Here is a 23,872-nt window from a genome sequence, read left to right on the forward strand (position 1 = left end):
CCCGTCCTCTCACGACACTCGCGTATGCATGCCGACGGCGGAGACGACTCCCACGCCCACCCCTCGGCGCAACCCTCTCGGTCCCGGCCTCAGTACTCCGTCGCGGTTCAGCCGCACCGGGTCCGCTCCGCCCAGTACGGGCGCCGGCAGCGGGACGAACGCGGTGTCCACGCCGACCGTGGACCGCGAACCGACCACGAAGCCCGCGCCGCCGGTGCGTACCGACCCCACCGTGTGCGCGGGCGCCTGCCGCTCCACCAGCCGCCGCAGCGCCGTCGCGTCCGCCGATCCGGCGGGCAGCAGCAGCCGGAACCGGTGCGCGTGCGCGGTGAACGGGTCGCTGTCCGGCGCGCCGAACGCCCGCAGCGGCGCCGCGCCGAGGGCGGTGCCGCCGACGCGGAAGCGGCTCGCCGAGCGGCCGAACAGCCTTATGGCGCCGAGCCCCTGGTCCGTCCCCGTCATGGCGCCGGGCCCCTGGTCCCGCGCCGCGCGCAGATGGGCCCAGCGGCGGTCCGCCGCCAGCTCGTCCACGACCGGGGCCGCCCCGAACACGATGCGCACCGCCTCGCGCAGCGCCCATGGCGTGCCCCGGCGCCGGTAGAGCTCCGGGGCTGCGGCCAGCAGCGCGCGCCGGGTGCGGGCGTCCCAGCCCGCCTCGAACGACAGGCCGAGCAGCCCGGCCAGCCACGGCAGCGCCCGGTCCGGGACGCCCGCCGGGTCGAGGAGCGACGGATACCGCTCGATCACCCGGTCGAGCTGGGCGAGCGTGGCGTCGAACAGCGACAGGAAGCGCTCGGTGAAGTCGTCGGCGGCGGGGTCCTCACGGAAGGCGGGCGGCAGCAGGTCGGCGCTGGTGACCCGGGGGAAGTCCAGCCGGATCCGGCGCAGCACCGGAGTCGAGCCGCCGTCGCCGGACAGCCGCAGCCGTAGCCGCAGGAAGCGGCCGGGCGGCTGGTCGACGAGGAAGTCCGTGATCCCGGGAGCCGACGTCTGCCAGTCGCTCTCGTCGTACCTGCCGTCCTCGCTCACCACGATCTCGACGGCGGCCGCCGTCCCGGCGGGCACCTCGGCGTCCAGCCGCACACGGTGCCAGCGGCACCGCGAAATGCCGCTGTCGATGAGGGTGGTGAGGTACGACCCGCTGGTGACGTACGTGTCGGTGGCGGGCGGCGCGGGGTCCCGGGGCAGGCCCTGCCAGGTGAAGCAGCGGGTCTCGGGGCCCTCCGGGCCCTTCTCGGTCAGGCAGAACCCGTCCTCGTCGGCCGAGGTGAGCGTGGACGCGGGCAGCTCCGCGGCCAGTTCGTCCACGGTGACGGGACGGAACGGGCGGCGGTGACCGCCACGGTGGATGCCGAGCCGTCCGCCGTCGTCGGTGAGCAGCCAGATGGTCCGCCCCGGGCCGGTGCGCAGGCCGATGATCTCGCCGCGCACACCGGTGCGCAGCACGCCGCGGAAGCCGCCGGTCGAGTCGAACCGCCGCAGGTCCGTACTGCCCTGACGGGCCACCAGGACGTCGTCGCCGGGGCCCAGGGCGGCCCAGCGGGGCCGCTCGGCCCGGATCACACCGGCCAGTTGCCCGCCCTCGCGGCGCCACACCAGGACCCGGTCGGACTCGACCACGGCCAGCCGGTGGCCGCGCGCGGCGACGGAGACCGGTTGGCGCAGCGGGTCGGGCTCGCAGCCGGGCGGCCAGACGGGGGCGAAGGCACCGCCGCACCCGTCGCGGCGCAGCAGCCGCCGCTCGCCGGGGACGAGCAGATACCAGCCGCACGGCCCGCATCCGGGCGCGAGGCGGGGGTCGGGGAACCACGGCAGCAGCCGGTCCCTGGTGGGTCCTTCCGGCGCGGCGCCGCGGTGGGCGAGCCGGAGTCCGGCCGGGTCCTCGAAGCCGACGATGCCGTCAGGCTGCTGGAGGTCCCACTGGTCCCAGCCGACGTAGGCGTCGAGGAGGCGGAAGGTCGCGGGGTGCGGGGTGCACGTCATGGCTGGTCTCCTACCGGGATCAGCAGCGGGCGCTCCGGCCAGACGAGGGTGTGGGGCGGGAGGGCGTGGTCGGTGCAGGGCGGGCGGCGCACTCCGTCGACGGTGAGCGACAGCCGGGTGACGGCCAGCACGCCCTCGACCGCCAGGAGCCGCCGGACCAGCGCCGTATGGCGCAGCGCGCCGCCGAAGGGCCAGCCCGCGCCGTCCTCCCCGCCGCGCAGCGGGTCGAGGTAGGTGCGCACCGCGTCCCCGGCCCTGGCCAGGACGGCGGCCCGGTCGAGGTCCGGGTCGAGGGCCACCCAGGACTCCACTCCGACGCGGCGGTACGGCGCGGGGGCGGCGACCACCGTGACCCCGGCGGGGGCGGCTTCGCGGATGAGGAAGTCGGCGACGGCCTTCAGGGTCGCGGCCGTGGCGACCGGCGGTTCGTCCGGGTCGCCGCCCGGAGTCGCGGGCGGTACGACGAGGACGCCCACCACGCCCGGGATCGGCACCCCCGCGAAGTCGGGATGCAGACCGGGCACGCCCCGGGCGCGGGCCACCGAGGCGCCGGGCGCGCGGGTGGCGAGCTGCCCGTAGTCGGCCGGGGCCACGGCCCGGCCGCGGGCGCGCAGTTCACCGGCGCCGCGGCGCATGGCCTCGGCGTCGGGCTCGGCGTCCGTTCCGCCGGAGGCCGGGAAGGGGTTGCTCACGCCGGTGACGAACGGCAGCGCGGTCACCACCCCGTTGACCGCGCCCGCCGCCACGGCCCCGGCGCTGCCGCCGCCCACGCGGTAGCGCACGGCGCGGACGTTGCGGAAGCCGGGCGGGACGGCCGCGCCGCTCACGCCGTCCCCGAAGGTCACCTCGCCGCTCTCGTGGTCCACGGTGAACACCCGGTCGTCGGCGCCGTGCCCGGCCAGGCTCTCCACCTCACGCCACCGGGAGGAGGTTCCGGCCGATGTGCCCGCCGTGGTGCCGAACACATCGCCGCCCGTGTCGTCGTCCACCTCGATGACCACCGATCCGGCGAGGATGGGCACCTGGCTGAGCTTCATGCGCCGCAGCCCGGTCGCCGCCGGGTCCTGGACGGGCTGGAGCGGCTCGTCGCGGATGGTGCGGGCGGCGGTGGCGGCGACCACGTTCAGCCGCAGCCCGGACAGCACGGGCGCGGGTCCGGCGAAGGCGCCGTGCGCGATCCGCAGGCGCAGCCAGCGCAGCCGGGGCCGGCTGCCGGACGGGCTGCCCGGCTCCCATGACCTGGGGACCCGCAGCTCGACGGTTCCACTGGCGCCGAACCCGGCCGTGGAGTCCCGCATCAGCTCGGCGGGGACGAGCCGGTTGCCGTCCAGCACGTCCCAGCGCAGCAGCGGCGCGGGCGGCAGCGGCAGCGGCGCGGTGCCGCCGGAGGCCGCGGGGGCGGGCGGAGCGGCGACGACCACGAAGCCGAGCGACAGCCGCGGGTAGGGGGCGGCCGGTCCGGCGAGTCCGATCCACAGCGCGTTGCCGGGCCGCGGATCGCGGCCGAAGGGCTCGAAGGGACGGCTGGGCCCGGCCGGTCCCAGCGGCAGGGCCTGGACCGTCCCGGCCCCCTGGACGGCGAGATCGGCGAGGGTGGCCGGGGTGGCGTACAGGTCCTGGTCCGTCTCGTAGACGACCTGGCCCGCCGGGGTCGAGGCGGCGCTCTGGAACCCGGTGGGGACGAGCACCGAGGCGCCGTCCGGCGGGTTCACGGTGAACTCCAGCAGCGTCGCCGCCGCACCGGCCGGCCGGCGCCGCACGCCCGCCGTCGCCAGGTGTTCGGCCAGCACCTTCTCCGGCAGCCGGTTGACGCGGCCGAGTACGGGTTCGGTCTGGGTTCCGAAGAGGCGGACGAGGGCGACACCGGCGTCCTGCCGGTCGGGGTCGGTCCAGTCCGGGGTGTAGCCCGCGATCCGGGCGCGGACGTCGGCGCGTACGGCCTCGCGGGTGGCGTCGACCAGTTCGGGCTGGACTCCGGTCGGGCCGGGGCCGGGCACGATCCGCCCGTCCTCGCGCTCCCGTTCCCGCGCGTCCCTCTCCCACCACACCTCGCCGGTCATACCAGCCCCTCCCCCGGTTCGACGGCGGGCACGATCCGGGTGTGGACCGTCCGCAGGACGGGAAGCTCCCCGGCGCCGAGCGGCACCTCGTCGCACTCCTCCACCGCGTCGGCCCCGTCGAGGCCGATCGCCACGGCGGCGATGTCCGCGAGGTCGCCCAGCGCCCGCTGTGCGGCCCGCAGCAGGGCCGAGGGCCGCAGCGGCTGTCCGAACGGCCAGCCGTCCTGGTCCTCACCACCCACGAGCGGGTCGAGGAAGCGGCGCAGCGCGGCGGTGAGCGCGGCGGACACCCGGGTGACGTCCGCCGGGTCGCCGGACAGGGTCACGCGCAGCGTCACCTCGCGGTAGCGGGGCGCGCGGACGAAGACCTCGGAGGTGAGCAGCCGCGCCTGTTCGAGGTGGGCGGCGGCCGCGCGCAGCATCCCGGGGTCGGGGAGCGGCGCGGCCACGAAGTCCTCGCGGGTGAGGTCGTCGCGGGGCGCGGCCGGGACGATGTGGACGGTCACCGCGCCGGGCACCGTGGCGCACGGGAAGCCGGGGTGCGCGCCGACGGCCGGGTAGGCGCGGGCGATGGCGACGCCGGGTGTCGCACACGCCAGGGTGACGTAGTCCTCGGCGGTGACCGCGCGGGTCACCTCCCCCAGGGAGGCGGCGGCGCGGCGGCGCGCCTCGGTGACGGTCTCGGGGTCGGTGCCGCCCTCGGCCCGTACGAGGTTGGCGGCCGAGACCGCTCCCGGAAGGTCCTGGGCCGGCAGCCAGTTGCCGGTCATGCCGCCGTTGCCGATCCGGCCGCCGCCGGTCGCGTAAGTGATGTGCGCGTCCGGGTCCGGGTGGGGGATGCGCCCGGTGAGTCCGTCGCCGAACACCAGCGCGCCCTCGGCCCGGTCGAGCACGAAGATCCGGTCGGCCGGGGAACCGAAGGTGAAGTCCGGTGCCGGCCGCCACTCCTGGCCCGCCAGGCGCAGCGTCGCCTCCAGGAGGCGGTCGGCGGCGTCCGGCAGGACGAGATGCTGACCGGGCAGCCGGAGCCAGGCGCCGATCTGGTCCTGGAGGTCGGCGCCGCTCACGGTGCGGTGCCGGCGGTGGTGTGCGGCGGAGGCGTTGACGGCGAGTTGGAGCAGACGGGGCGGGGCCGCGTAGGTGGCGGCCGGGGTGGACACCAGGAGCCCGGTGTCGCGCGTGGACCAGTCGGCCGGGGGGTGGAGCCGGACCACACCGGACCGTCTGAGCCCGCCCGTGCCGTCCTCGACCTTCTCATACGCACCGGAGATGTCCGTGCCCGGCCGGAACCAGGACCAGGTCAGCTCGGCGGGAGGCGGTACGTCGGCGACCGCGCCCGGCAGCCAGGACGGCGCGGACGCGGTGGGCGCGTCCAGCTCCACGAGCAGCCCGATCGGGCCGGGCGCGGGGTGGTCCCCGGTGAGCGGCAGGGTGAACCGGACCTGTGCCGGGGCGCCGTCGCTCGCCAGCAGCGCGATACCGCGCCGGGCCCGCAGATCCGCCGTGCGGTCGCGGTCGGTCCACACGGTGACCTCACCGTCCTCGGCGAGCGGCAGCACGGCCACGTCGTCGTCGAGGGTGAAGACGACCTGTCCGGTGGGATCCCGGGTGAGCGCCGTCCCGGCCGGGACGACCGGGACCGCGGTGCCCTCCTGCCGGGCGGCGAGGCGCAGCACGGTGGCGGCGGGGCGGGCGGGGCGCGGCGGTTCGAGGCCGAGCAGCCGCAGTATGGCGACCACGAGCGCGTCCGGCACCTGGTCGAGCCAGTACAGCCGCTGTTCGAGGAGGTAGGCGAAGAGTTCCAGGAGGGTGACACCGGGGTCGACGGGCGCGTGCAGCGTCCAGGTGCCGTCGGACTCGGCGGGGATCCGGCGGCGGATGGCCGCCATCATGTCGGCCCAGGTGAGGTCGTCCAGCTTCGGCGGGGGCAGGGTCATGGGGTGCCCCCAGTGGGTCCCGTGGGTCCGGTGAGTCCGGTCAGCCCGGTGTAGAACGGGAACACGAGGTTGGCCTTGGTGTTGCTGCGCCGGATGCGGTAGACGACCGAGACGGTGATCCGCGACTCGTCGGCCGGGTCGGCCTCCGCGCGGACCTCCTCCAGCTCCACCCGAGGCTCATGGTCGCGGACCGCGACGGCGATCGACTGCTCCAGGTCGCGCAGGTTCTGCACACTGCCGGGCGCGAACACCAACTCCTGGGCGCGGGTGCCCAGTTCGGGGCGCATCACCCGCTCGCCGGTGCCGGTGAGGAGCAGCGCCCGCAGACAGTGCTCGATGCTCTCCTCGCCGACGGCGTAGCCGAGCCGCCCGGACGCGTCGGGCAGGATCGGGAACCGCCAGCCGGTTCCGAGGAACTCCTCGCTCATGCCGTCCTCGCCTTCTTGGCCAGCACGGCGGGGGTGAGCGGCGGGGCGGGCGGGCCGGTGGGCCCGGCGGCGGAGGGGTGGGTGTGGGTGTTGAACGCCTGGAGCAGCGCGTTGCCGAGCACAAGCGGTTCGGTGGCACCGCCGCCGAGGTCGATGGAGGGGGAATCGACCGTCAGCTTGGGTGCCTTGAGGGTGATCTCGCCCTGCGCGGTCACGGTGACGCTGCCGCCCTCCGCGGCGGTGATGCGGATGGCCTTGCCCTGGTCGTCCAGTTCCACGACGTGTCCGGCGGCGGAGGTGATCCGTACGGCGGCCTTGGACTGGGTGTCGTCCAGGAGCACCTCATGGCCGTGCCGGGTCCGGATGATCTTCTGGTCGCGGCCCTCGGTGCGGGCGGTCGGCGGCTTGTCCTCGCCGTTGTAGAGGCCGCCGAGCACGATCGGGTACCGCATGTCCCCATGGACGAAGGCCACGAGCACCTCATCGCCCTTCTCGGGGACGAACACCGAGCCGTAGCCGCCTCCCGCGTACAGCTGGCTGACCCGGACCCAGTCGGTGACCGTGGTGTCGTCGAACCACGGGAACTTCAGCTTGACCTGGCCCTCGTCGTCGCCCTCGTTCTCCACGACGAGCGCCTCGACCACGCCGTAGTAGCGCTTGTCGGTGGAGCGGGCGCGTGGCGTGCCCCTCACGGTCACTGGTCCCCCTGATGGATCCGCCGTCCGGTGAACTGGGTGAAGAAACCACTGGTGTTGAGGGTGTGCTCGACCCGCTTGACGAAGTAGGTGCCCGAGAAGCGGTGCCCGAGGCCGTAGATCTCCAGGTTGTCGCCGGGCCGCAGCTCGGGCAGGCCCGCCACCTTGCCGGTCGCGGTGATGAACTCGTAGGCCCGCTCGCGCAGCAGGCTGATCGCCAGTTCGCGGGCCTCCTGGTCGCTGCCTACGGGTGCGTCCACCACGACCTCCTGACGGCCCTGGAGGGTGGACTCGGCGACCTGCGGCCCGCTCTGCCCGTCGGCCGTGTTCTGCCCGGCCGGGAGGTTCTCGGCGGTCGCGGTGAACGCGATCGCCTGTTTGGTACGGGGGTCCCAGCCGCGCACGGTGACCTTGCTGACCTGCTGGGAGACGGTCAGGGTGGGGGTGAATTCCATGAGGTTGGGGACCAGCCCCTCGGGCCGGCCGGTGGGGCCGGTGCTCAGCCCGGGTGCGTACGCCAGCCGGTACAGCCGGATGGGGCGGCCGTCGCGGCCGTCGGTCGGCTTGGTGAAGTACAGCGTGTCCTCGCCGGTCTTCGCGTCGGGCAGGATGTAGCAGTCGAAGTCCAGCCGCTTGGCCCGCTCCAGCAGGAACGTCGCGTCGTCCTGGTTCTTCTGCACCACCACGTCATGGGTGGGCCCTTCCCGGGTGACCTCGATGCGCAGGTGGTTGCGCTGGGCGATCTGCTCGGCGATGCGCCAGTCCGGCAGATTGCGGTAGATCTTGGTCTCGTTCTCGGTGGGCTTGCGGTCCTTGAGCCGCAGCAGCCCGTCCACGCCGCTGACCTGGACGGTGGGCGACGCGCCGTCGGTGAACTTCGGGCTGAGCGTGGAGATGGTACCGGTGGCGACGGTGAGCAGCTTGTCGGCGTAGCCGAGCCGGACCGAGACCCGGCCGCCGAGCCGGAAGCGCGGCGAATCGCTGTGCTTGAACCGCAGATTGACGTCGTCCCAGTTGTTCAGGGTGAGATCGAAGCCGGACAGCTCGTCGATGTCCCGGTTCACCTTGATGTCGATGATGTCGTTCTTGGTGGACGGGTCCATCTCCAGGCCCTCGATGCGCACATCGAACTCGGGCGCGTACCGGTCGGGCGAGGCGACCTCGGGGGTGGGGGTGCTCATCGCGCGCTCCTCACGCCAGCCGGGGCACGGTCAGCACCCGGCCCGGCCGCAGGTCGCGTGGATCGCTGATGCCATTGGCGCGCGCCAGCTCCCGCCAGGCGTCGGGCCGCCGGTACAGCGCGGCGGAGATGGAGCTGAGCGTGTCGCCGCGGCGCACCACATAGCTCTTCTCCACCGTGGGCGACGAGCGGGGCGTCTCGGCGACCTGCGCGGCGGCGGTGCGGAACTCCTTGAGCGAGAGGTCCAGCATGGCCCGCAGCGGCACGCCGTCCGGCCGGAACAGCTGGTAGTTGACGTCCAGCTTCTCCACGACGCCGGTGAAGACCTCCTCGTCCCAGACGAACCGCACGACCGGTGGCGCGTGTTCGCGGCTGTCGGGCCGCAGCAGGTTGCGCACCGCGTCGACGTAGGACTTCCGTACGTTCTCCAGGGTGTCGGAGGTGTCCACCAGCGCCTGCACGGTGAGGGTCTCGGTGCCGCCGCGGACATATTGCAGGGGCGGTGTCTCCAGGCCGGGGATGGTGATCTCGGCGAAGGTGTTGCTCTTGCTCAGCTTGTAGTCGGTGGGGTTGAACCGCAGCGGGATCCGGCGCTGCCGCTCGTCGGCGATCACCGGCCGGACGATCTCCAGCCGGGCCCGGGCGGCACCCTGCCGGGCGAAGGACACGGGCGTCACACTCATGAATGGCCCTCCGCGTCGCCGAAGCGCCGTTCGGTCTCGGTGTGTTCGGCGCGTGCGCACTGGTCCTCGTACAACTTCGCCCACGCCTGGATGTGCTGGTTGAACAGGCGGGTGAACACGGCGCCGTCGTCGCCTTCCACCTGGAACCGGACCTCGAGGTGGTGAATGGTCACCTTCGGCACCTCGGTCACCTCCCTTGGATCTGGCGCGGCAAGGCGCTCGCCGCGGCGTCCTGCACGACCTTCGTCAGCCCCTCGTGCGCGATCTCCAGCGACTCGACGGCGATCGCGTTCTGCTCCCCGTGCAGATCCGGGCCGGTCCACTTGGCGGCGAGCCCGCCGTGGAAGGCCCAGGCCGCACCGGGCACCCCGTCCGGGCCGAGCACGATCACCGCGCCGTCGCGGCGGGCGCCCAGCGAGTCGGCGAGCCCTGCCTGGTACCAGGACCACAGCCCCGGGTCGCGCACCACACCGCGCTTGAGCGTGATCCGGTTCCAGGAGTGGCGCAGCGGCAGCTGGTGGACCGAGTCGTTGCGCCCGCCCTCCGGGTAGCTCGTCACCTCCAGCTGCGCGCCGAGCCCGGTGACCTCCTGGAACGCGCCGGATGCGGCCAGTGGCAGCAGCAGCGCCTGCGCGGCGGGCAGATACGCGTCACCGGGGTCGAGGGTGACCAGGAAGCGGTATTTGGGCAGCGGATCCAGACTCACGCCTCGATCACCTCCAGACCTCGGTCCTGGCCGAGTACGAGACGCAGCCGGATGAACTCCATGGGGACGGCCGGGGCCACCTCGATCTCACAGACCAGTTGCCCCGGGTCCTGCTCGGGCGGGTTGTTGGTGTCGTCGCACACCACCCGGAACGCCTGCTCGGGCCGGGCCCCGGCGAGCGCCCCGGCCCGGAAGGCCGACAGGAGCACGGAGGTCAGCGCCCGTACCAACGTCAGCCGCAGCTCCGCCGAGTTGACGTCGAACACCAGCGGGCTCGCCGCCCGCCGGATCGCGCGCACCAGCAGATGCACCAGCCGGCGGTGGGCGATGTAGCGGGTGCCCGGGTCGGCGGACAGGGTGCGCCCGCCCCACACCATCAGCCCTCGCCCCCGGGTGCACCGGATCAGGTCGATCCCCGCGTCGAACAGCCGGACCTGCTGCGGCTCGGGATATTCGGTGGCGAGGTCGACCGCCTCCAGGAGCACGGCGTTCGCGGGTGTGTGGTGTGCCCCGCGCTCGCCGTCGAGGCGCGCGATGACGCCCAGGACGTGCCCGGACGCCGGGACGGTGCGCAGGTCCTGCCCGTCGGGGGTGCGCAGCGGCGGGTGGTAGACGGCGGCGCAGCCGAGCAACTGGCTGTCGCCGGTGGCCGCCAGGGAGCCCACCCAGTCCACCACCTGGTCCACGGAGGACAGCGCGGGCGGCACGTCCAGAACGGCGAGGCGGTCGTGCGACGGCCGCACGCTCCGCAGCAGTTCGAGCACCATGTCGGTGTGCGTGGCGCCGGACAGGTCCGTGCCCAGGTCCGGCAGCGCCACCAGCGCCGGTTCCGGCAGTTCGGCCTGTGCGGTCACGGCGTCCGAGTACGCCGCGCGGGTGGGCGCGGCGTCGGCGCCGCCCGCGAGCGTCAGGTCCCAGGACATCGAGATCGGGCCGGGCCGCCCCGGCGGCGGTGGCGGCCCGTCCGGGACCAGCCGGAGGTAGCGGGATCCGGTGAGCCGGTCGGCCAGACCGGTGAGCGGCAGCCCGGGAAAGGTCTCGGGCGGCTCGCCGGGCATCATGATCCGTACGCTCGCGGTGGGCGGTCCGGCGACGGTGCTGGCCTGGTAACGGACGGCGACGCGCCCGCCGTTGGCCCAGGCTCCGGGGCTGGTGGCCACCACCTGGTAGCCCGTGGCGTCCCATCCGCTCAGCGGCCCGACCGTCCACGCCGTCCGGGCCGTGGTGGCCGGCCCGGACACGCGGAGCACCCAGGCGGTGCGGCCGCCGTTCTCGAAGAAGCCGCGCAGTGCGTACGGGGTGGCGAAGGCGCCCTCCGGCGGCCCGAAGGTGCCCACGACGTCGTTCCAGCTCTCCACGCGCACGGGAGTGCCGACCGGGCCGCGGCGGAGCCGGCCGAGGAACGCCGCCACATCGGTGCGCAGCGGCTCGGTGTCGGAGCCGCGTGGCGCGAACGTCAGGGATACTCCGGGGAGCGCTTCGCCTGCCATGTCAGGTTTCGATCTCCAGCTTCTCGACCGCCAGGACGAGCGTCTCCATGGCGATCTCGTTCTTGGTGGCGCTCAGCGTCGGGCCGGTGTACTTGGTGGGCCAGCCGCGGTCGAAGTTCCAGCGCATCACGTCGTTGCGGTTCTCGTCGCACAGCACGATCGAGCCGTGGGTGCGCTTCACCGTGCCGTTGAGCGCGTCGGCCACCCACTTCCAGAACGCGGCGTGGCCGGTGATGCCGCGCTTGAAGGTGAGGTTGGTGAACTTCTTCAGCCCCGGGATCTTGCGGACGGTGATGTCCTCGCTGCCGTTGCGGTACTCGATCGGCGGGATCTCCAGCTCCAGGCCGCTGGCCTCGGTGAAGGACCCGCTCACCGCGAGCCCGTCGTCGCTGACGTTGAACACGAAGATCTTGAAGTTATAGGACGCGTATGGATCGTCCCTGGTCACGGGCGGCATGATGGACTCCCTCGGGCACTCAGGCGAGTTGGGTCTCGCGGGTCTTCTGCTGGATCCGGAAGATCACGAACTCCGCCGGGAAGACCGGCGCGACGCCGATGACACAGATGAGCCGGCCATTGGCGAGGTCGTCCTCGGTCATCGTGGTGCGGTCACAGGCGACGAAGAACGCCTCGTCGGCGGTGGTGCCGGCGAGCGCGCCGGTGCGCCACACCGTGGTGAGGAAGTTCGTGACCGTCTGGCGGACCAGGGACCACAGCGCCTCGTCGTTCGGCTCGAACACCACCCACTGGGTGCCCTCCTCGATCGACTCCTCCAGATAGAGGAACAGCCGCCGGACGTTGACGTACTTCCACGAGCTGTCCGAGGAGAGCGTGCGCGCGCCCCAGACCCGGTGGCCGAGCCCGGGGAAGAACCGCAGCGCGTTGATGCCCTTGGGGTTGAGCACGTCCTGATGGCGCTTGGTGATGTCCTGGGCGATGCCGTCGGTGAGCCGGATGCCCCGGATGACCGCGTTGGCCGGTGCCTTGTGCACCCCCCGCTCCACATCGACGCGCGCGTAGATCCCGGCCATATGGCCCGAGGGCGGCACCTCGACGTCGCGGTCCGTCGACAGGTCGCGGGTGACCAGCCACGGGTGGTAGAGCGCGGCGTACTTGGTGTCGAACCGCTCGCGGAACGCCTGGACGTCCTCGATGTCCAGGCCGTCCTGCGGATCGAGGATCGCGAACCGGTCCTTGAGCAGCTCGCAGTGGGTGACCAGGGCCGATTCCACCGTCCCCGACCACATGCCGGGCACGGCGCAGACGGCCACCTCGTCGATGTCCTCGAGCGCCGCGATCCCGGTGCGCTTGCCGCTGCCGCCGTCCTCGCCGACGAAGTCGGCCACGCTCAGGCTCCCGTAGGCGTCGTCCCCGTCTCCCAGCGTCAGCCACGATCCGACGGCGGGCAGGGGGAACTTCGTCGGGTCGGTGGACAGGGCGCCCAGCGCGGTCGCCCGCACCAGCCGGGAGCGGCCGGCCAGGGTGGTCACCAGGTTGGCCGGTGTATCGCCGGTGAGCCGGAGGTTGCGGTGGGTCTCGGTCTCCACGGCCCCGGACGGATCGGTGAACCGGGCGTCGACCTGCGCCTCGATCAGTTGCACCCGATCGGTCTCGAACAGCGTCCCGGGCACGTTCGCGTCGAGGGTGACGACATCCGCGGCCACCGATTCGACGGTGCGGATGGTCAGCTGGGTGCCGTCGTCGAGCTGGACGACGGCGCCCTCGTAGAGCCGGCTCGCCCCGCCGACCCGCAGCGTCGTCCCCGCCGAGGTGTTGCCCCGGCGCACCCGGCGCACCAGCAGTCCACCGCGCCATGCCTCATGGGTGGCGCCGGACGGCAGGGTCAGCGTGACCTTTCCGTCCGCGGGCTGGCTGACCTGGACCTTGAAGCGGCCCGAGCCGATCTGCACCCACACGTCGGGCGGCAGCTCATCGGGGTCGAGTCCGGTCACCGCGGCGACCTCGACCGTCTCGCTGTCGGCGGCGGCGTCCGCGGCCAGCCGGGTGACGAACAGCCCGCCCTCCTGCGGATCCGGCAGCACCGGCAGCGCGGCGGAGGCCATCGGCTGGATCCGCACCTGCACCGCGTCGCCCCAGGAACCGGGGCTGACGGCGGCGAACTCCAGTGTCTGCTCCGCGCTGCGCGCCCCGATCTGGACGTAGTCGCCGCGGCCCGCCCTGACCTCGGCGGGCAGCTGGGCGTCCAGCTCGATCCGGTGGGTGGTGGCGTCGTAGGCGGCGACACCGGCGGTGTGGATCGACTGCTGGTCGTCGCCGCGGAGAATCTGGATCTGCTGTCCGACGCCGGAGAACCCGATGAGATGGCCGAGTTCCAGGCGGGTGCCGCCCTTGGCGGCATCGCCGGTGACGGGGCTCACCAGGCCGTGGCCCAGCACCCCCGAGGACGGGCTCGCCTGCTTGCTGGCCACCCGCTTGATGTACAGCCGCTGGCCGCCGTTGTCGAAGAACCCCTTGACGGCCAGCGGGAACAGCCACCAACGGCCGCCCTCCGCCGAGTCGTTCGCCCAGGTGTCCCGGATCAGCGGATCCGGCTCGCGGAGGAATCCGCCGAAGGTGTTCTGGAACTCCAGGAAGTTGGTGACCAGTTTGGGCTTGCCGGTGTACGGACCGCGCGCGGTGACCCCGGCCATTCCGGCCGTACTGGTGCTCACCCCCGCGATCGGCCGTGGGCCCGCATCGATCTCCTCGATGTAGACCCCGGGGCTCAGATACTCCGCCATGGACGGCTCCTTAACTCTCGCGGATCTCTATGACGTGTCGGCGCTCGATGTCCTGGGGCAGCCGCACGACCAGCGATCCGGACCGGCCCGGCCGCTCGGTGGCCTGGAGGCGGAATGTCTCCTCGACGGCGTGCTCGTCGGCCTTCTCGCCCTCCCACCGCAGGGCCAGCCGGAAGGCGCCCGCGGCGTCGGACAGGGTGCGCTCGTGCCATGGCGTCAGGTCCCGGCTGGTCTGCCCCCTGGCCTCGACCAGCGCATTGGCGATCGGCGCCCTCGTGGCCGCGTCGACCACGGCGCCGTGCACCGTGCGCAGCCCCGGCGGGTACGGGAAGGAGACGCTCGGCAGCAGCCGGACCAGCCGGGGCTCGGTCACCACCGGCGGCGGGTGGCCGTCGTCATACGGGTGCACCAGGAACTCGACGCCCACCAGGGCGGCCGAGAACGGCTGGCCGTCCGCCGGGTACAGCGGCTGGTAGCCGGGGGCCGTGAAGCGGGCCCGGTGGCGCCGCGGCCGGGCCGCCCACGGCTCGGCACACCGGCCGAGACCCGGATAGACGAAGGCGGCGCTGGGGGTGCGCACCGCCGCGTCGTCCAGCGGCAGCCACTCGCCGTCGTCGTAGCGGTCCAGCTGGACGGTGACCCCGGCGGCGCGCACCCGCCGGGCGTGGTCGTCGAAGGGTATGAACCAGGCCGGGCTGTAGAGCGTCGACCGCTCCAGCGGCAGGAAGCGGCTCATGGCAGCCCCGCCCCGCTGATGACCCGGCTGTGCACGGGGTGGACCGGTGTCTCGACGGCGGAGTCCAGGTTGACCACGCGGACCTCGTAGTTGAGCGACAGCCGGTACGGCTTCTGGATCGCGTACCAGACCCAGGACTTCTGGTCCAAGGTGAGCGGGGTCAGGCTGAGGTGGAGCGCGTCGGTGCTCGCCGCCAGGCTGCCGGACAGCTGTGCGCCGTCCAGGATCGCGTCGTCGTAGAACGTCTGGAGGGCCCGTCCGAGCATCCGGTGCTGAGTGGCCTGGTCACCGCCCCAGGGGGTGACCAGGTAGCGCAGCAGCAGGGCCATCGGCGGCTTGCGGGTGGTCAGTGGATCGGGTGGCTGGGAGCGCACCGGCGGCCGGTTGCGCGAGGTGGGGTCCTCGGCGATCTCGTAGAGGAACACCGTGAGTTTGGGCGGTGGTGTCTGGACCGTCTCGGAGAGGTCGTTGAGTTCCGCGATCGGCGGTTCCACCTGGCTGAGCCCGCGCAGGGCCTGAGTCAGGCTGTCCACGATGACCGTGGAGACGTCGGCGATGACGCCGAAGTCGCCCATGCCAATGCTCCCCCTCTCCGCGCTCGAAAGCGTGCTCCGAGAGGATGCCGGGACCGGCGTGGCCGGACCGCGATACGCACATCACACGAACGTCACCGGTCCGTTTTCACGGCCGGCGATGACGAACCCGGACACACATCGACAACGCCGAGGTGACACCGACGGGCATATTGTCCTTTCATGGAAATCCCCTCAGAACGGACCGGTGTCCTGATCCTCCGGGTCTGGGTGGAAGGCGGCAGGCCGGATGGATTCCGTGCGCGCATCGTGCCGACCGGGGACGGGCATCAGGCGGTCCCCACCGCGGTGAGCGCGGTCGACGATGTGCTCACCGCCGTGCGCGCCTGGCTCGACCAGTTGCTCGAGCCGGAGGGGTGACGTTGCCGCGACGTTCCGGTGATGGCCGGCCATATAGCGTCCTTTGGCGGGAAGACCGGACACACGATCATGATCTGCTCGTAACATGGCTTTCGGGCATCCCGAGGGGACGCGCGGGATGGGTCACTGGAGCCAATATCGCCCCGGGGGGCCGATGAGCGCAGAAGGCCACGTCATGACGTTGAGACTGCTCAAGAGTTTCGCGTTGTCGGTCGATCAGGATCGCGTTCCCATATCCTCCAGCGCCCAGCGCCTGCTCGCGTTCCTCGCCCTTCAGAACATGCCACGCAGCCGGACCTATGTGGCCGGGATGCTGTGGCCGGATGTCACGGCCTCCCGCGCCAACGCCAATCTCCGGTCGTCGTTATGGCGCGCCACGCGCACCGGGCATCAGGTCATCGACGCCTCCGCGCAGGAACTGGCGATCTGCAAACACATCGACGTGGATATCCATGTGGCGGCGACGCGCGCGCACCGGCTGCTCGATATGTCGCGACCGTGCGATGACATCCTCACCGCGCAGACCCGGGAGGATCTCTCGGCCGATCTCTTGCCGGAGTGGTCGGAGAACGAGTGGGTGCTGGTCGAGCAGGAGCAATACCATGAACTCCGGCTGTATGCCCTGGAGGCGATGACCGAGCGGCTGACGGCGGCGGGCCGCCATGGCGAGGCCGTCGCCGCCGGACTCGCCGCCGTACGCGCGGAACCCCTGCGGGAGAGCGCTCATCGCGTGCTCATGAACGCGCATCTCGCCGCCGGGAACAGGGGCGCGGCGCTGCGGCAGTACGAGCAATGTCGCCGGGTGCTGCTCGAGGAGCTGGGCCTGGAGCCCTCCCAGACGCTGAGGGACCTGGTGCCGGCTCACTCCGGGGGCGGGGACGCCGCCACACCGGCGCCCTCCGGGAGCGGGGGAGCCGCTCCGGAGCTCCCGACACGTCGGATCGTCTGCCATCCGGCGAGCGAGGTCCGCCATCCGGCGAGCCAGGCACCGGCGCAGGGCACGGACACCTCGGCCCCGGCCGGCACCGTGCCCGCGTGACCCATGGCTCGTTCAGGAGGCTGCACAGAGGGCTAGACGGCGGGGGCCACCGGCGCCAGATGGGCGTCGCGCCGCACCAGTGCCGCGTAGCGTCCGTCCTTGGCCAGCAGCTCCTCATGGGTACCCCGCTCGGCGATCCGGCCTCCGTCGAGGACGACGATCTGGTCGGCGTCGCGCACGGTGGAGAGCCGGTGGGCGATGGTGATCGTGGTGCGGCCTGCGGAGAGGGAGTCGATGGCCTCCTGGACGGCCTGCTCGGTGCGAGTGTCCAGGGCGCTGGTGGCTTCGTCGAGGATGAGGACGGGCGGGTCGCGCAGAATCGTGCGGGCTATGGCCAGACGCTGCTTCTCCCCACCGGAGAAGCGATAGCCGCGCTCTCCTACGAGGGTGTCATAGCCGTCCGGGAGCGAGGCGATGTGGTCATGGATCTGGGCGGCCTCGGCCGCCGCCACGATCTCCTCATCGGTCGCGTCGGGCTTGGCGAAGCGCAGATTCTCGGCGACGGAGGCATGGAAGAGGTAGGTCTCCTGGGAGACGACGCCGACGGCCCGCGCGAGGGAGTCGAAGTCGAGGTCGCGCACGTCCACACCGTCGATCAGCAGCCGGCCGCCGGTCACGTCGTAGAGCCGGGGCACCAGATAGCTGAGGGTCGTCTTGCCGGAGCCGGTCGGCCCGACGACCGCCAGGCTGCCGCCCGCGGGGACGGTGAGATCGATGCCGCGCAGGGTGCCCTTCGACGCGCCCTTCGAGGAGCCGGGGGGCGTGCTGTCGTAGTCGAAGTCGACGCCGTCGAAGCGGACTTCGCCGCGCACCTTCTCCAGGCGCACCGGGTCGGCGGGCTCGGTGATGTCGATCGGCAGGTCGAGGTATTCGAAGATGCGGGCGAAGAGGGCGAGGGAGGTCTGCACCTGCACACCGGTGGACAGCAGGCTCACCGTGGGCCGGAGCAGCCCCTGCTGGAGCGAGACGAAGGCGACCAGCGTGCCGATGGAGACGGCGGGGCCACCGGCCTGGAGGGCGATGCCAGCCGCCCAGTAGATCAGCGCGGGCATGGCGGCCATGACGATGCCGATGGTGGACATCCGCCAGCGGCCGGCCATGTTGGAGCGGACTTCCAGGCCCACGAGGCGCTCGGACTCCTGGGCGAACTGCTGGGTGAGCGACTCGGACCGGCCCATGCTGCGGCCGAGCAGGATGCCGCTCACCGACAGGGACTCGGTGACCATCGCGGACATGGCCGCCATCTGCTTCTGGCGCTGCGAGGTGATCTTCTTGCGCTCGGCGCCGACGCGACGGCTGATCCAGACGAAGACCGGCAGCAGGAGCAACGAGACGACGGTCAGCCGCCAGTCGAGCGCGAGCATCGCGACGACGCTGGCGACCACGCTGGTGAGGTTGGAGACCAGGGAGGTCGCGGTGGAGGTGACGGTGGCCTGCATACCGCCGATGTCATTGGCGATACGGGACTGCACCTCCCCGGTGCGGGTGCGGGTGAAGAAGGCCAGCGGCATGCGCTGGAGCCGGTCGTAGACGGCGGTGCGCAGATCGTGCATGACGCGCTGGCCGACAGTGGTGGAGATCAGGGTCTGGAGAACGCCGAAGACGCTGTTGACGACAGCCGCGGCGATCATGCCGAGGGCGAGCAGGGTGAGCAGCCCGGTGCGGCCGTCGGGGATGGCGGTGTCGAGGATCTCACGGAGGAGGAACGGCGAGGCGACCGAGACCAGCGCGGAGGCGGCGACCAGCAGGCCGACCACGGCGAGGCGGCCGCGATAGGGACGGAAGAGCCGGAGGATGCGGCGCACCTGGGCGGGCCGCTCGGGCTCCTGGGCGGACGGGGTCCATGACGGAGGCGTGTCGGGGCGCATGGGCTCCTTCTGGGCTCAGGGAAGCCGACGCTGATGATGACGGCATGGTCGGGCCGTGGCCACGTCGGCGCGGATTTTGAGAGCATAGCTCATTGTTACCTATACTCACAATGAACCCAGTCCTGATAAACTGCGATCATGCCCACCTCCGAGACATCCGGCCTCCTCGCGGAGCAGCTGCTGCGCCTGACCCGCAGACTGCACCGCGCCCAGAAGCGCTATATGGAGCCGCTGGGCATCACACCCGCCCAGTCCCGCCTGCTGCGCACCGTCGCCCATGACGACCAGCCGCCGCGGATGGCGGACCTGGCCCAGCGCCTGGAGGTGGTCCCGCGCGCCGTGACGACGCTGGTGGACGCCCTGGAGGCGCATGGCTCGGTGCGCCGCGTACCGGATCCGACCAACCGCCGGGTGGTGCGCGTCGAGCTCACCGACACCGGGCGCTCGACGCTGCGCGCGCTGCGCGAGGCGCGCCGGTCCGCCGCGGAGGACATCCTGGCGCCGCTCAGCGATCAGCAGCGCGAGGTGCTGGGCGAGCTGCTGGACACGCTGTCCGGCGCCCCGGACCACCGCTGCTGACCTCTGCGCGACCGCACCGGTCTTGGCGCCGCGCTCAGGCGGCCAGGTGCGCCTTGTCCCCCATGACCACGACCGGGTGCAGCTTGGGATCGAGGTTCTTCAGCAGATACTCCATACCGGACTTGGGGAGGCTGACACAGGCCGAGGTGCCGCTGCCGTGGTCCATGTGCAGCCAGATGCCGCCGCCTTTGCTCTGCCCTTCGGGCCGGGTCTGGTCCAGCGGCGAGGTGCCCTTGACGCGGTTGTAGTCAATGGCGATGACATAGTTGAAGTCCGTCCAGTGGGACTTGGGCCAGTAGTGCGGCGCGGCGAAGGAGCCGGACGCCGTGTACGGCAGCCGGGCGCCGGGGTCGGGCAGCACACCGCCCGCGTCGCTGAGCGTGTAGACCCCGACCGGGCTGCGCTTGTCGCCCTCGTGATGACTCGTCGTCCAGCCGCGCTTGCCGTTGTGCGCGGTCCAACTGCGCGTCCGCTCCCATGTCGTGCCCTGCTTGGTGTAGAGGACCACGGTCGCGTCCCCGGAGTTCACCCCTTTGCCGTAGACCGCCACGACCTGACGGGACTGGTCCGGGATCCGGGACTGGAGCTTGTCCCCCACATCCGGGATACGCGTGGGATCCGGCGTGGGCGCCCCGCTGCGCAGCGCTTGTTTGCCCTGGCCCGCGCCCTTGTCACCGCCGCTGTCACCACCGCCGTCGCCGCAAGCCGTGAGGAGGACGAGGGCCGCGGCGGCCGCGGCCGCCGCACGCATGGACATCGTGCCGGAAATTCGCATGTCCCCATGGTCCCACCCGCATAGGACAGTGCGGTATGCGGGATTGGCGTGTTCCGGCCGGTCGCGGGAAAACCAGTTGAATTCCGCACCGTGAGAACGTCAGCCTTGCACGTCTCCTGCCCTCCCCTCCCTCCGCCGCCCGCCCGACCTTGGGACGTCATGCACATTCGCGATCTTCCGTACCCCGATCCCGGCCGACCCGACGTGCGGTCAGGTCCGAGGTTTCTCTTCTGGCTGGGCAGGAATCAGCTGGGCGGGCAGGTCAAGGCGGCCCTCTGGGGCCTGGTGCACATGGCCGCGCTGGTGTCCTTCCCGCTCGCCATCGGCTTCGGTGTGCAGGCGGTGGTGGACCGCTCCGGCTCCCGGCTGACGATGGCTGGGGCGCTGATGGTGGGACTCACCGTGCTCACCGCGCTGGGAGACGCCATGTTGCACCGGGCGGCGGTCACCAACTGGATCACGGCGGCGGCACGGGTGCAGCAGCTGCTGGCCCGCAAGGCGGTGGAGCTGGGGTCCGCGCTCACCCGGAAGGTGGCGGCCGGCGAGGTGGTCGCCGTCTCCACGGGCGACGTCGAGAAGATCGGCTGGTTTGTGGAGGCTCTTTCCCGCTTCACGGCGGCCGCGATCACCACCGTCGCGCTCTGCGTGGCGCTGGTGCTCTACCAGCCGGCGCTGGGAGTGGTGGTGGCGGTTGGTGTGCCCGCGCTGGCGCTGGCCGTGCTGCCGCTGCTGCCGCGCGCGGCGCGCCGGGCCGACGACCAGCGGGAGAAGGCGGGCCGGGCGACCGAACTGGCCTCGGACACCGTGGCCGGGCTGCGGGTGCTGCGCGGCATCGGCGGCGAGGAGCTGTTCCTGGGCCGCTACCGGAACGCCTCGCAGGAGGTGCGGGTCGCGGCGGTGCGCAGCGCGCGGATGTGGGCGCTGATCGCGGCCGTACAGGTGGCGCTGCCGGGGCTGCTGCTGATCGGTGTGGTCTGGTACGGGACGTCGCTGGCCCGCGAGGGGCGGATCGAGGTGGGCGAGCTGGTCACCGTCTACAGCGCGGTCACCTTTCTGCTCTTCCCGCTGCGCCACTTCGAGGAGATCGCCATGGCGTACTCCTTCTCCCGGCCCTCCGCGCGGCGCGCGGCCCGGGTGCTGGCACTGCGGCGCTCCTCCGCCGACGGCGAGGGTACGGCCACTGTGGCCACCGCAAACACCGCAGCGTCCGTGGACACCGCCGACACCGCAGACACCGTGGCCACTATGGCCACTGCGGACACTGCGGCGTCCGCGGCCACCGCGGCATCCGTGGACGGGGGCGAGCGCGCGGAAGCGCAGGAGGCCACCGGACCGCTCGGCGGGGATCTGTACGACCCGGTGAGCGGGATGCTGGCGCCGAGCGGGGTGCTGACCGCGGTGGTGTGCGGCGACCCGGACGCGGCCGGGCGGCTGGCGGACCGGCTCGGCGGACACCCCGCAGACGGCGGCCCGGGCGACGGGGATAGGGCGCCGTCGGCGCTGCTGGGCGGGGTCGCCCTGGACGAGGTGGCGCTGGCCTCGGCGCGCACGGCGGTGCTGGTGCAGGACAAGGACCCGGTGCTGCTGTCGGGGACGCTCGCCCAACTGCTGGATGTGCCGAGGTCCGGGGAGGTCTCGGCGGAGAAGGCCCTCGAGGCGGCCCAGTGCGGCGATGTGCTGGAGGCGCTGGCGCAGGCGTCGGCGGCCGACGAGGGTGACGCCGACCCCATGCGCGCCCGGATCACCGAGCGCGGCCGCTCGCTGTCGGGCGGCCAGCGGCAGCGGCTGGCGCTGGCCCGCTCGCTGGTGACCGATCCGGAGGTGCTGGTGCTGGACGAGCCGACCTCCGCGGTGGACTCGCACACCGAGGCGCGGATCGCCGACGGGGTGCGGCGGCTGCGGACGGGCCGGACCACCATCGTGTTCACCTCCAGCCCGCTGGTGCTGGACCGGGCCGATCGGGTGGTGTTCGTGGCCGACGGCGAGGCGGCGGGGGTGGGCACCCACCGCGAGCTGCTGGGCACCGACCCGGCGTATCGCGCGGTCGTCACCCGCGAGACGGACGGCGAGTCCGCCGCGCGGAGTGCCGGACGGTCCACCGGGCCGACCGGCCACGGTCTTGCGGATATCACGGGGGAAGACATCGGGCGGATCGAGGAACAGATCGAGGAGTCGGCATGATCGGCGTGGCACCGCCCGCCTATGACCCGGCCGCACCGGAGTCGGCGACGACGCTGCCGGTCGGCACACCCACCACCGTGCGGGCCTATGTGCGTGAGCTGCTGCGGCGGCACCGGACCGCGTTCACCGTGCTGATGGTCGTGAACGCGACCGCGGTGCTCGCCTCCATGGTCGGCCCGCAACTGCTGGGCGGCGTGGTCGAGGATCTCTCCCAGGGCGAGAAGGATCTCCACATCGGGCGCACCGTGGCGCTGTTCGCGGTGGCGCTGGTGGTGCAGACCGTGTTCGTCCGACTGGTGCGGCTGCGCGGGGCGGTGCTGGGCGAGCAGATGCTGGCGGATCTGCGGGAGGACTTTCTCGTACGGTCGGTGGGTCTGCCCCCGGGTGTGCTGGAGCGGGCCGGGACCGGGGATCTGCTGTCCCGGATCACCACCGATATCGACCGGCTGGCGAACGCGATGCGCGAGGCCGTGCCGCAGCTCGCCATCGGTGTGCTGTGGACCGGACTGCTGCTCGGCGCGCTGACCCTGACCGCTCCCCCACTGGGCCTCGCGGTGCTGGTGGCGCTTCCGGTGCTGGTGATCGGCTGCCGGTGGTACTTCCGGCGCGCGCCGAGCGCCTACCGCTCGGAGGCGGCAGGCTACGCGGCGGTGTCCGCGTCCCTCACCGAGAGCGTGGACGCCGGGCGGACCATCGAGGCCCACCGGCTGGGCGACCGGCGGATCGCCCAGTCCGAGCTGCGCATCCGGCAGTGGACCGCATGGGAGCGCTACACCCTCTGGCTGCGCTCGGTGCTCTTCCCGGTGATCAATGTGAGCTACACGCTGATCACCGGTTCGGTGCTGATGATCGGCGGCCTGTGTGTGATGCGGGGCTGGATGTCGATCGGCGAGCTGACCACCGGCGCGCTGCTGTCGCAGATGCTGGTCGAGCCGATCGGGCTGATCCTGCGCTGGTACGACGAGCTTCAGGTCGCGCAGGTGTCGCTGGCCCGGCTGGTGGGGGTGCGGGAGATCGAGGAGGGCCCCGCCGACGAGGGGGTGGTCCCCGGTGGCCGTGAGGTGCGGGCGGACGAGGTGCGGTTCGGCTACCACGAGGGCAGCGATGTGCTGCACGAGGTGTCCATGAAGGTGGCCCCGGGGACGCGGCTGGCGCTGGTGGGCCCGTCCGGGGCGGGGAAGTCCACCCTGGGGCGGCTGCTGGCCGGGATCTACTCCCCCCGCACCGGCCGGGTGACCCTGGGCGGTGCGGAGCTGGCGCGGATGCCGGCCGAGCGGGTCCGGGAGCATGTGGCCCTGGTCAACCAGGAGCACCATGTCTTCGTGGGCTCGCTGCGGGACAATCTGCTGCTGGCGCGTGCCCACGCCGAGGACGCCGAGCTGTGGGCGGCGCTGGGCGCGGTGGACGCCGACGGCTGGGCCCGGGCGCTGGACGAGGGCCTGGACACCGAGGTCGGCTCGGGCGGTCTCGCGCTCACCCCCGCACAGGCGCAGCAGATCGCGCTGGCCCGGCTGGTGCTGGCCGATCCGCATACGCTGGTGCTGGACGAGGCCACCTCGCTGCTGGACCCGAGGGCGGCGCGCCATCTGGAGCGGTCGCTGGGCCGGGTGCTGGAGGGCAGGACCGTGGTGGCGATCGCCCACCGGCTGCACACGGCGCATGACGCGGATGTGATCGCCGTGGTGGAGAGCGGCCGGATCACCGAGCTGGGCAGCCATGACGAACTCGTCGCGGCGGACGGGGCGTACGCCGCGCTGTGGCGCTCCTGGCACCAGTGACAGCAGGGGTGGCCGCACCCCGGCGTGGCCATCCCGAGGCCCTCCGGGACCACCCCGGTC

General features: G+C 72.6%; 21 protein-coding genes. 5 read left to right on the plus strand and 16 right to left on the minus strand.

The annotated features are described in order from the left end of the window. Window positions 1-9: 9 nt before the first annotated feature. Genes ACT2CW_RS35845 through ACT2CW_RS35910 form a run of 14 tightly spaced genes read right to left on the minus strand, consistent with a single transcriptional unit; the run spans window position 10 to window position 15,214 of the window. Window positions 10-1,983, minus strand: coding sequence for a phage tail protein I (locus ACT2CW_RS35845; protein WP_445519568.1), 1,974 nt, complete (start codon window positions 1,981-1,983; stop codon window positions 10-12). Continuing rightward, window positions 1,980-4,043: a putative baseplate assembly protein gene (locus ACT2CW_RS35850; RefSeq protein WP_445519569.1), complete on the minus strand. Its 2,064-nt coding sequence runs from the start codon at window positions 4,041-4,043 to the stop codon at window positions 1,980-1,982. The genes ACT2CW_RS35845 and ACT2CW_RS35850 overlap by 4 nt, the downstream gene beginning before the upstream one ends. Next, complete coding sequence (locus ACT2CW_RS35855; protein ID WP_445519570.1) at window positions 4,040-5,980, minus strand: baseplate J/gp47 family protein; 1,941 nt, start codon at window positions 5,978-5,980, stop codon at window positions 4,040-4,042. The genes ACT2CW_RS35850 and ACT2CW_RS35855 overlap by 4 nt, the downstream gene beginning before the upstream one ends. Then, complete coding sequence (locus ACT2CW_RS35860; RefSeq protein ID WP_445519571.1) at window positions 5,977-6,408, minus strand: GPW/gp25 family protein; 432 nt, start codon at window positions 6,406-6,408, stop codon at window positions 5,977-5,979. The genes ACT2CW_RS35855 and ACT2CW_RS35860 overlap by 4 nt, the downstream gene beginning before the upstream one ends. After that, entirely contained in the window at window positions 6,405-7,100 is a 696-nt protein-coding gene (locus tag ACT2CW_RS35865; RefSeq protein ID WP_166483054.1) for a phage baseplate assembly protein V, read from the minus strand. The genes ACT2CW_RS35860 and ACT2CW_RS35865 overlap by 4 nt, the downstream gene beginning before the upstream one ends. A gap of 2 nt (window positions 7,101-7,102) precedes the next feature. Next, entirely contained in the window at window positions 7,103-8,284 is a 1,182-nt protein-coding gene (locus tag ACT2CW_RS35870; RefSeq protein ID WP_138910538.1) for a phage late control D family protein, read from the minus strand. A 10-nt stretch (window positions 8,285-8,294) separates the two neighbouring features. Continuing rightward, window positions 8,295-8,966, minus strand: a complete 672-nt coding sequence (locus tag ACT2CW_RS35875) for a CIS tube protein (protein ID WP_164424880.1) — start codon at window positions 8,964-8,966, stop codon at window positions 8,295-8,297. After that, complete coding sequence (locus ACT2CW_RS35880; protein ID WP_182473479.1) at window positions 8,963-9,157, minus strand: putative phage tail protein; 195 nt, start codon at window positions 9,155-9,157, stop codon at window positions 8,963-8,965. Before ACT2CW_RS35880 ends, ACT2CW_RS35875 begins: the two co-directional genes overlap by 4 nt. Next, window positions 9,154-9,672, minus strand: a complete 519-nt coding sequence (locus ACT2CW_RS35885; protein WP_182473480.1) for a phage tail protein — start codon at window positions 9,670-9,672, stop codon at window positions 9,154-9,156. Before ACT2CW_RS35885 ends, ACT2CW_RS35880 begins: the two co-directional genes overlap by 4 nt. Next, on the minus strand, window positions 9,669-11,162 hold the full coding sequence (locus ACT2CW_RS35890) for a phage tail sheath family protein (RefSeq protein WP_445519572.1): 1,494 nt from the start codon (window positions 11,160-11,162) through the stop codon (window positions 9,669-9,671). The genes ACT2CW_RS35885 and ACT2CW_RS35890 overlap by 4 nt, the downstream gene beginning before the upstream one ends. A gap of 1 nt (window position 11,163) precedes the next feature. Next, complete coding sequence (locus ACT2CW_RS35895) at window positions 11,164-11,619, minus strand: phage tail protein (protein ID WP_037957264.1); 456 nt, start codon at window positions 11,617-11,619, stop codon at window positions 11,164-11,166. A 19-nt stretch (window positions 11,620-11,638) separates the two neighbouring features. After that, entirely contained in the window at window positions 11,639-13,903 is a 2,265-nt protein-coding gene (locus ACT2CW_RS35900) for a phage tail sheath family protein (protein WP_445519573.1), read from the minus strand. Between the two features lie 10 nt (window positions 13,904-13,913). Next, window positions 13,914-14,639, minus strand: coding sequence for a carboxypeptidase-like regulatory domain-containing protein (locus ACT2CW_RS35905; RefSeq protein ID WP_445519574.1), 726 nt, complete (start codon window positions 14,637-14,639; stop codon window positions 13,914-13,916). Further along, the gene (locus ACT2CW_RS35910; RefSeq protein ID WP_037957257.1) at window positions 14,636-15,214 is read right to left on the minus strand and encodes a DUF4255 domain-containing protein; all 579 of its coding nucleotides are present in this window, start codon (window positions 15,212-15,214) and stop codon (window positions 14,636-14,638) included. Before ACT2CW_RS35910 ends, ACT2CW_RS35905 begins: the two co-directional genes overlap by 4 nt. 180 nt (window positions 15,215-15,394) lie before the next feature. On the opposite strand from ACT2CW_RS35910, the gene ACT2CW_RS35915 reads away from it, so the two are divergent. Both ACT2CW_RS35915 and ACT2CW_RS35920 read left to right on the plus strand, forming a co-directional pair. Then, window positions 15,395-15,592 (plus strand): hypothetical protein, encoded by a 198-nt coding sequence (locus tag ACT2CW_RS35915; protein ID WP_182473484.1) that lies wholly within the window; start codon window positions 15,395-15,397, stop codon window positions 15,590-15,592. A 175-nt stretch (window positions 15,593-15,767) separates the two neighbouring features. Next, on the plus strand, window positions 15,768-16,631 hold the full coding sequence (locus tag ACT2CW_RS35920; RefSeq protein WP_445519575.1) for an AfsR/SARP family transcriptional regulator: 864 nt from the start codon (window positions 15,768-15,770) through the stop codon (window positions 16,629-16,631). Between the two features lie 32 nt (window positions 16,632-16,663). Here ACT2CW_RS35920 and ACT2CW_RS35925 read toward each other — a convergent pair whose 3' ends face one another. Next, complete coding sequence (locus ACT2CW_RS35925; RefSeq protein WP_445519576.1) at window positions 16,664-18,499, minus strand: ABC transporter ATP-binding protein; 1,836 nt, start codon at window positions 18,497-18,499, stop codon at window positions 16,664-16,666. 138 nt (window positions 18,500-18,637) lie between these two features. Between ACT2CW_RS35925 and ACT2CW_RS35930 the strand changes: the two genes are divergently transcribed. After that, complete coding sequence (locus ACT2CW_RS35930) at window positions 18,638-19,078, plus strand: MarR family winged helix-turn-helix transcriptional regulator (protein WP_138910546.1); 441 nt, start codon at window positions 18,638-18,640, stop codon at window positions 19,076-19,078. Window positions 19,079-19,112: 34 nt separating this feature from the next. Here the strand turns inward: ACT2CW_RS35930 and ACT2CW_RS35935 are convergent, their stop codons facing one another. Further along, complete coding sequence (locus tag ACT2CW_RS35935; RefSeq protein ID WP_182473487.1) at window positions 19,113-19,853, minus strand: L,D-transpeptidase family protein; 741 nt, start codon at window positions 19,851-19,853, stop codon at window positions 19,113-19,115. A 159-nt stretch (window positions 19,854-20,012) separates the two neighbouring features. Between ACT2CW_RS35935 and ACT2CW_RS35940 the strand changes: the two genes are divergently transcribed. Both ACT2CW_RS35940 and ACT2CW_RS35945 read left to right on the plus strand, forming a co-directional pair. After that, window positions 20,013-22,034 carry an ABC transporter transmembrane domain-containing protein gene (locus ACT2CW_RS35940; RefSeq protein ID WP_445519577.1) on the plus strand — a complete coding sequence of 674 codons (2,022 nt, stop codon included), beginning with the start codon at window positions 20,013-20,015 and terminating at the stop codon, window positions 22,032-22,034. Continuing rightward, window positions 22,031-23,812: an ABC transporter ATP-binding protein gene (locus tag ACT2CW_RS35945; RefSeq protein ID WP_037957243.1), complete on the plus strand. Its 1,782-nt coding sequence runs from the start codon at window positions 22,031-22,033 to the stop codon at window positions 23,810-23,812. Before ACT2CW_RS35940 ends, ACT2CW_RS35945 begins: the two co-directional genes overlap by 4 nt. The last annotated feature ends 60 nt before the right edge of the window (window positions 23,813-23,872 follow it).

The sequence above is a fragment of the Streptomyces sp. NEAU-174 genome, assembly GCF_052665095.1.

Bases quoted from the DNA above. Each gene is read 5' to 3' on its own strand.
- ACT2CW_RS35845 (WP_445519568.1), bottom strand. From the start codon at position 1,983: ATGACGTGCACCCCGCACCCCGCGACCTTCCGCCTCCTCGACGCCTAC.
- ACT2CW_RS35850 (WP_445519569.1), bottom strand. From the start codon at position 4,043: ATGACCGGCGAGGTGTGGTGGGAGAGGGACGCGCGGGAACGGGAGCGC.
- ACT2CW_RS35855 (WP_445519570.1), bottom strand. From the start codon at position 5,980: ATGACCCTGCCCCCGCCGAAGCTGGACGACCTCACCTGGGCCGACATG.
- ACT2CW_RS35860 (WP_445519571.1), bottom strand. From the start codon at position 6,408: ATGAGCGAGGAGTTCCTCGGAACCGGCTGGCGGTTCCCGATCCTGCCC.
- ACT2CW_RS35870 (WP_138910538.1), bottom strand. From the start codon at position 8,284: ATGAGCACCCCCACCCCCGAGGTCGCCTCGCCCGACCGGTACGCGCCC.
- ACT2CW_RS35875 (WP_164424880.1), bottom strand. From the start codon at position 8,966: ATGAGTGTGACGCCCGTGTCCTTCGCCCGGCAGGGTGCCGCCCGGGCC.
- ACT2CW_RS35890 (WP_445519572.1), bottom strand. From the start codon at position 11,162: ATGGCAGGCGAAGCGCTCCCCGGAGTATCCCTGACGTTCGCGCCACGC.
- ACT2CW_RS35895 (WP_037957264.1), bottom strand. From the start codon at position 11,619: ATGCCGCCCGTGACCAGGGACGATCCATACGCGTCCTATAACTTCAAG.
- ACT2CW_RS35900 (WP_445519573.1), bottom strand. From the start codon at position 13,903: ATGGCGGAGTATCTGAGCCCCGGGGTCTACATCGAGGAGATCGATGCG.
- ACT2CW_RS35905 (WP_445519574.1), bottom strand. From the start codon at position 14,639: ATGAGCCGCTTCCTGCCGCTGGAGCGGTCGACGCTCTACAGCCCGGCC.
- ACT2CW_RS35910 (WP_037957257.1), bottom strand. From the start codon at position 15,214: ATGGGCGACTTCGGCGTCATCGCCGACGTCTCCACGGTCATCGTGGAC.
- ACT2CW_RS35915 (WP_182473484.1), top strand. From the start codon at position 15,395: ATGGAAATCCCCTCAGAACGGACCGGTGTCCTGATCCTCCGGGTCTGG.
- ACT2CW_RS35920 (WP_445519575.1), top strand. From the start codon at position 15,768: ATGACGTTGAGACTGCTCAAGAGTTTCGCGTTGTCGGTCGATCAGGAT.
- ACT2CW_RS35925 (WP_445519576.1), bottom strand. From the start codon at position 18,499: ATGCGCCCCGACACGCCTCCGTCATGGACCCCGTCCGCCCAGGAGCCC.
- ACT2CW_RS35930 (WP_138910546.1), top strand. From the start codon at position 18,638: ATGCCCACCTCCGAGACATCCGGCCTCCTCGCGGAGCAGCTGCTGCGC.
- ACT2CW_RS35935 (WP_182473487.1), bottom strand. From the start codon at position 19,853: ATGCGAATTTCCGGCACGATGTCCATGCGTGCGGCGGCCGCGGCCGCC.
- ACT2CW_RS35940 (WP_445519577.1), top strand. From the start codon at position 20,013: ATGCACATTCGCGATCTTCCGTACCCCGATCCCGGCCGACCCGACGTG.
- ACT2CW_RS35945 (WP_037957243.1), top strand. From the start codon at position 22,031: ATGATCGGCGTGGCACCGCCCGCCTATGACCCGGCCGCACCGGAGTCG.